The organism is Achromobacter pulmonis (genome assembly GCF_902859765.1).
Taxonomy (GTDB): Bacteria; Pseudomonadota; Gammaproteobacteria; order Burkholderiales; family Burkholderiaceae_B; genus Achromobacter; species Achromobacter pulmonis.
This window is the reverse complement of sequence record NZ_CADIJV010000072.1, coordinates 1-6,014: the sequence shown is the minus strand read 5'-3', so window position 1 is coordinate 6,014 and position 6,014 is coordinate 1. Positions and strand designations below refer to the sequence as shown.

Sequence of the window (6,014 nt, the reverse complement as noted above, 5' to 3'; positions counted from 1 at the left end):
CGCCCGCCGTGGCCAGGGCCGCGGTGCGCGCGGCGGCCAGGCTGGCCAGCACCGCCAGGCCCAGCGCGCCGCCCATCATGAAGGCCGTATTGACCACGCCCGAGGCCAGCCCGGACTGGCTCGGCTCGACGTCGCTCATGGCGGCCAGCAGCATCGGATTGAAGGCGATGCCCGCGCCCAGACCCAGCAGCAGCATGCCCGGCAGCACGTCCGCCGCGAACCCGCCATCGACCGGCGCGCGGGCGAACAGCGCCAGCCCCAGCGCGGCCAGCAGCAGGCCGATGGCCAGCGGTCCACGGATGCCGAAGCGCATCACCAGCTTGGCCGACAGCCCCAGCGAGAACGCCGCCATGATCAGGTTGGCCGGCAGGAACGCCAGCCCCACCTTCATGGCGTCGTAGCCCAGCACCAACTGCATGTACAAGGCCGACACGAAGAACCACGCGAACATGGCCGCGGCCCACAGCACGCCGACCACGTTGGCGGTGGCGACATTGCGCAGGCGGAACAGCGCCAGCGGCATCAACGGTTCGGCCACGCGCGCCTCGATCCGCAGGAACAGCGCCATCAGCAGCGCGGCCGCGCCCAGCAGGCCGAGCGACTGCGCCGAGGTCCAGCCGGCCTCGTTGCCGTTGACCACGGCATACACCGCCAGCATCAGCGACGCAGTGACCGTCAGCGCGCCGGCCACGTCGAGCCTGCCGCCGCCCTCCGCGCCGCGCGCCGCCGGCAACAGCCGCAGGCACAGCGCGTAGACCACCGCGCCGATCGGAATGTTGACCAGGAAGATCCAGTGCCATGACAGGGTGCTGGTCAGCAGTCCGCCCAGCAGCACGCCCAGGCTGCCGCCGCCGGCACAGACGAAGCCGTACACGCCCATGGCGCGGGCGCGTTCGCCGGCCTCGGTGAACAGGTTCATGATGAGCGACAGCGCCACCGCCGACACCACCGCGCCGCCCAGGCCCTGCGCCGCCCGCGCAGCGATCAGCAGTTCCTGGCCGCGCGCCAGGCCACAGGCCAGCGAGGCCAGGGTGAACAGGCTCAACCCGGCCAGGAACATGCGGCGGTGGCCGAGCAGGTCGCCCAGCCGCCCGCCCAGCAGCAAAAAGCCGCCGAAGGTCAGCATGTAGGCATTCACCACCCACACCAGCGAGGTCTCGGTGAAGCGCAGGTCTTCGCGGATGGAAGGCAGGGCGACGTTGACGATGGTGGTGTCCAGCACGATCATCAATACGCCCAGGCACAGCACCATCAGTGCCCACCAGCGTTGTCTGCCTTGTATGCCATGCGTCATGAATCGTTGCTCCCTCCGCGCGCGGCGGATCGTCAGGGGTCAGTGGCTGAGCCGCCCGCCGCTGATCATCCACCGCGTGTCGTAGCGGTCGATCAGCGCGCCGTAGGCTTCGGCCCAGAAGGTCTTTTGCAGCGGCATGGTCACGCTGCCGCCGTCGGCCAGCATATCGAACACGCGTTGCGCATCCGAGACCGTGGGGTAGGCCAGCGACAGCGCCATGCCCTGCTTGCCGGGATAGGGATGGCCGGCGGTGGCATCGCTGGCCATCAGCACCTGTTCGTCCAATGCCAGCCGGGCGTACATGATGCGTTCGGCTTCGGCATCGGACAGCGCCGGCATGGCGGCGTCGGCGGGCGCGTCCGCGTAGCGCACCATGGCCTCGACGCGGCCGCCGAGCACGCGTTCGTAGAAACGCATGGCCTCGGCGCAATTGCCGTCGAAACTGAGGTAGGCGGAAAGTTTAGGCATTGCGGGGTCCTCCAAGTGGCCGACACCGATTCTCGCATCCGCGGCGCCGTCCGGGAAACCTCTTATTGCCGGCCGCACCCGCGCATCCCTATGATTCAACCCAGGATCAGGATTGATCCCCCGCACCGACGCGCTTGGTGCCGCAGTGCCCCGCAGCAATAATTGCTGCCTAGAACTTCGTCTGGCTATAGAAGCCCCCGACTCACACGCGATGCGTGGTCGGGGGCTTTTTTGTTTTCTGAAACGTCGCAGGGAGATCGCATGCAAGTTTCACCCCCGCCGGACGCCGCCGCGTCCGCGACCCTCGTGGCCAGCGTGCAGATGGCCCCCATCATGGGGGACGTCGCCGCCAACGTGGCCCGATCCACCGAGCTGGTCGAGCAGGCCGCCGCGCAAGGCGCGCGGCTGGTGGTGCTGCCCGAACTGGCCAACACCGGCTACATGTTCGCCAGCCGCGCCGAAGCCCACGCGCTGGCCGAAACCGTGCCGGACGGCCCCAGTTCGCGGGCCTGGATCGCGCTGGCGCAACGCCTGGGCATCTACCTGGTGGCCGGCATCGCCGAGCGCAGCGGCGGCAAGCTGTACAACGCCGCCATCATCGCCGGCCCCGACGGCTACCTGGGCACCTACCGCAAGCTGCACCTGTGGGGCGACGAGAACCTGTTCTTCGAACCGGGCGACCTGGGCCTGCCGGTGTTCCACACCGAACTGGGCACGCTGGGCGTGGCGATCTGCTACGACGGCTGGTTCCCCGAGGTCTACCGCCTGCTGGCGCTGCGCGGCGCCGACATCGTGGCGGTGCCGACCAACTGGGTGCCGATGCCCGGGCAAACGCCCGACGGCCCGGCCATGGCGCACGCGCTGACGATTGCCGGCGCCCACAGCAACGGCCTGACGCTGGTGTGCGCCGACCGCGTCGGCGTCGAACGCGGCCAGCCGTTCGTCGGCCGCAGCCTGATCGTCGGCTCGCAGGGCTGGACCGTCGCCGGCCCCGCCAGCCACGACCGCGAAGAAGTGCTGCTGGCGCCGGTGGACGTGATGGCCTCGCGCCGCGCCCGCCAACTGAACGACTTCAACCACGTGCTGCGCGATCGGCGCCGCGACCTTTACGACGAACTGCTGGGCGCGACCGACGCGCCGCGCCAGCGTTGACGACAACGGCGGACAGCCGGCCCCCAAGGAGAAATCCCCATGCAAAAACCCCATCGCAGTTTCCTTATCCAACTTTCCCTGCTTGCCGCGCTGACCGGCGCGGCCGGCGCCCAGGCCGCCGAGCCCTTGCGCATCGGCGTGCCGGTGGGCCTGTCCGGCGCCAATAGCGTGGTCGCGCCCGGCGTGGTGCAGGCCTCGCAACTGGCCGCCGACGAGATCAACGCCGCTGGCGGCATCCTCGGCCGCCAGGTGGTGCTGGAGATCGCCGACGACGCCTCGGGCGCGGTCGGCGCGCAGAAGGCCTACGACACGCTGGTGTTCCAGAAGAAGGTCAACGCCATCATCGCCATGGAAACCAGCGCGGCCCGCAACGCTGCGCTGCCCATCGTCTCGCGCGGCAAGGTGCCGTACATCTACACCTCGTTCTACGAGGGCCGCTCGTGCAACCGCTGGATGCACGTCAACGGCTGGGTGCCCGAGCAGCAGGTGGCGCCGGTGGTGGACCACTTCATGAAGGAGCGCGGCGCCAAGACCTTCTTCCTGGTCGGCAGCGACTACGCCTTCGGCCGCGGCATGCTCAAGTTCACCCGCGAATACATCGAGAAGCAGGGCGGCCGCGTGGTCGGCGAGGAATACCTGCCCATCGACGGCTCGGACTGGACGCCCGTGGTGTCCAAGATCCGCTCGGCCAACCCGGACGCGCTGATCAGCTCCACCGCCGGCGGCGGCCCCAACGTCAGCCTGGCCAAGCAGGTCAAGGCGGCCGGCCTGACTATGCCGTACGGCAACCTGGCCATCGACGAGGCCACTGCCAAGACCATGGGCGACACGGCGGTGGGCATGTACCTGTCGGCCTCGTACCTGACCAGCATCGATACGCCGCAGAACCACAAGTTCCTCGACGGCCTGAAGGCCAAGTTCGGCGCCGACGCCAAGACCGCCAATGAATTCTCCGGCCCGCAGTACGAAGCCTTCTTCCTCTACAAGGCCGCGGTCGAGAAGGCCGGCAGCCTCGATCCGCAGAAGGTGGTGCAAGCCCTGAGCGAAGTGTCGTTCGATGGCCCGCGCGGCCCGGTCAAGATGGACCGCCAGCGCCACGCCGCCCTGACCATGCGGCTGGGCCAGGTGCAGCCGGACGGCTCCATCAAGATCCTGCAGACTTTCAACCAGGTGGACCCGGGCGCGCAGTGCCCCAACCTGAAGTAACGCGGCAAGCGACACCAAGCGCGCCGCCGGTTCGCCGGCGGCGCTGGAGAACACAATGGGTTTGATGCTGGACATTCTGACGACGGCGGCCATGCTGTTCATCGTGACGGCCGGGCTGATGATCATTTTTGGCGTGATGAAGATCGTCAATTTCGCCCACGGCGCCATCATCACGCTGGGTAGCTACGCCGCCCTGGTGGTGACGCGGCTGGGGCTGGACCCGTGGCTGGCGCTGCCCTGCGCGCTGCTGGCCGGCGTGCTGGTCGGCATGCTGGTCGAACGCCTGATCGTGCAGCCGCTGTACAAGCGGCCGCTGGACGCCATCCTGGCCACCTGGGGGCTGGGCATCGTCATCGGCCAGCTCATCACCATGGCCTTCGGCCGCGAGGTGCAGTTCGCCGACGCGCCGATCCAGGGCGCGGTGCCGTTCCTGGGCACCGAGTATTCGGCCTACCGGCTGTTCCTGGTGCCGGGCGCGCTGCTGCTGTACGCGGCGCTGACGCTGCTGCTCAACGGCACCCGCTTCGGCGTGCGCACCCGCGCCGTCATCATGAACGAAGACCTGGCGCGCGGCCTGGGCATCAACGCTGAACGTATCCGCTTCACCACCTTCGCGCTGGGCGCGGGGCTGGGCGCGCTGGCCGGCGCGCTGATCACGCCGCTGTCCAGCGTCGACCCCAACATGGGGCTGCCGTGGCTGGTCAGCGCCTTCATGCTGGTGATGGTGTCGGGCAACTCGATCAGCGCGCTGCTGCTGACCTGCCTGGTCTATGGCGCCTGCCAGGTGCTGGTGGGCGTGTACATCAGCCCGATCCTGGGCGGCGTCACCATCGCGGTGCTGGCGGCCCTGACCCTGCGCCTGCGTCCCAAAGGATTCGCCCATGACTGATACCTCCCTCACGCAACCGGCGCAGGCGACGCGCGCCGACGCCCGCCGCGCCGCCCGGGGCCGCGACCTGCTGTGGCTGGCCATCGCCTGCCTGGCGCTGACCGTGGCCGGCCCCTGGCTGTTCGACACCTACCTGCTGAACGTGCTGATCAAGGCGCTGTTCTTCGCGGTGGCGGCGGTCACGGTCGATATCCTGTGGGGCTACACCGGCTACCTGACCTTCGGCCAATCGGCCTTCTTTGGCGTCGGCGCCTATGCCGCCGGGCTGGCCTTCACCCATTACGGCTTTTCGCCCGGCATCGCGCTGCTGGCTGCGCTGGTCGCGGTGGGCGCGGCGATGCTGCTGGCGCTGCTGACCGGCTGGCTGTCGTTCTACCGCGGCGCCTCGCCGTTCTTCGCCACCGTCATCTCGCTGGTGCTGCCCATCGTGCTGACCCAGGTGGCGCTATCGGGCGGCACCTACACCGGCTCATCTTCCGGGCTGACCGGCTACGACACCTTCGACCTGTCGCTGGAAGCCTGGTACGTGATCGCCGCCGGCGGCCTGTCGATCGTGGCGTTGCTGGCCTGGGTCGCGGTGCGCAGCGACGGCGGCCGCATCCTGACCGCGCTGCGCGACAACGAAGGCCGCTGCAGCTACCTGGGGCTGAACACCGCGCACTGGCGCATCGCGCTGCTGGTGGTGTGCGGCGCGGTCGCCAGCCTGGCGGGCTTCGGCTACGGCGCCTTCAGCGGCGTAGTGGCGCCGGAGCTGACCGGCTTCGTCTTCGGCACCGAACTCATCATCTGGGTGGCGCTGGGCGGACGCGGCACGGTGTGGGGCCCGGTGCTGGGCGCCGTGCTGATCAACGTGGCCGGCTCGTACCTCAGCGGCAACATGCCGTTCGTCTACCAACTGGTGCTGGGCGTGACCTTCATCCTGGTGATCCTGCTGCTGCCGCGCGGGCTGCTGCCGCTGCTGCTGGCGCCGTGGCGCCGGCGGCGCGCGGAGCCGGCGCCGGAGCT

At 69.3% G+C, this 6,014-nt stretch carries 6 protein-coding genes; 4 read left to right on the top strand and 2 right to left on the bottom strand.

What is annotated here, in order from left to right; all coding sequences use genetic code 11:
* A partial coding sequence (locus HV701_RS26440) for an MFS transporter (RefSeq protein ID WP_175135955.1) occupies positions 1-1,294 on the bottom strand: 1,294 nt, incomplete at its 3' end.
* A 39-nt stretch (positions 1,295-1,333) separates the two neighbouring features.
* A complete protein-coding gene (locus HV701_RS26435) occupies positions 1,334-1,762 on the bottom strand; it encodes a VOC family protein (RefSeq protein WP_175135954.1) in 429 nt (142 codons plus the stop codon).
* Positions 1,763-2,023: 261 nt separating this feature from the next.
* On the opposite strand from HV701_RS26435, the gene HV701_RS26430 reads away from it, so the two are divergent.
* The 4 genes from HV701_RS26430 to HV701_RS26415 form a co-directional block, all read left to right on the top strand.
* The gene (locus HV701_RS26430; RefSeq protein WP_175135953.1) at positions 2,024-2,914 is read left to right on the top strand and encodes a nitrilase family protein; all 891 of its coding nucleotides are present in this window, start codon (positions 2,024-2,026) and stop codon (positions 2,912-2,914) included.
* 39 nt (positions 2,915-2,953) lie between these two features.
* A complete protein-coding gene (locus HV701_RS26425; protein WP_175135952.1) occupies positions 2,954-4,120 on the top strand; it encodes a substrate-binding protein in 1,167 nt (388 codons plus the stop codon).
* Between the two features lie 55 nt (positions 4,121-4,175).
* Positions 4,176-5,009, top strand: coding sequence for a branched-chain amino acid ABC transporter permease (locus tag HV701_RS26420; RefSeq protein WP_175135951.1), 834 nt, complete (start codon positions 4,176-4,178; stop codon positions 5,007-5,009).
* On the top strand, positions 5,002-6,014 hold a 1,013-nt coding region (locus HV701_RS26415; protein WP_175135950.1), incomplete at its 3' end, for a branched-chain amino acid ABC transporter permease. The genes HV701_RS26420 and HV701_RS26415, both read left to right, overlap by 8 nt.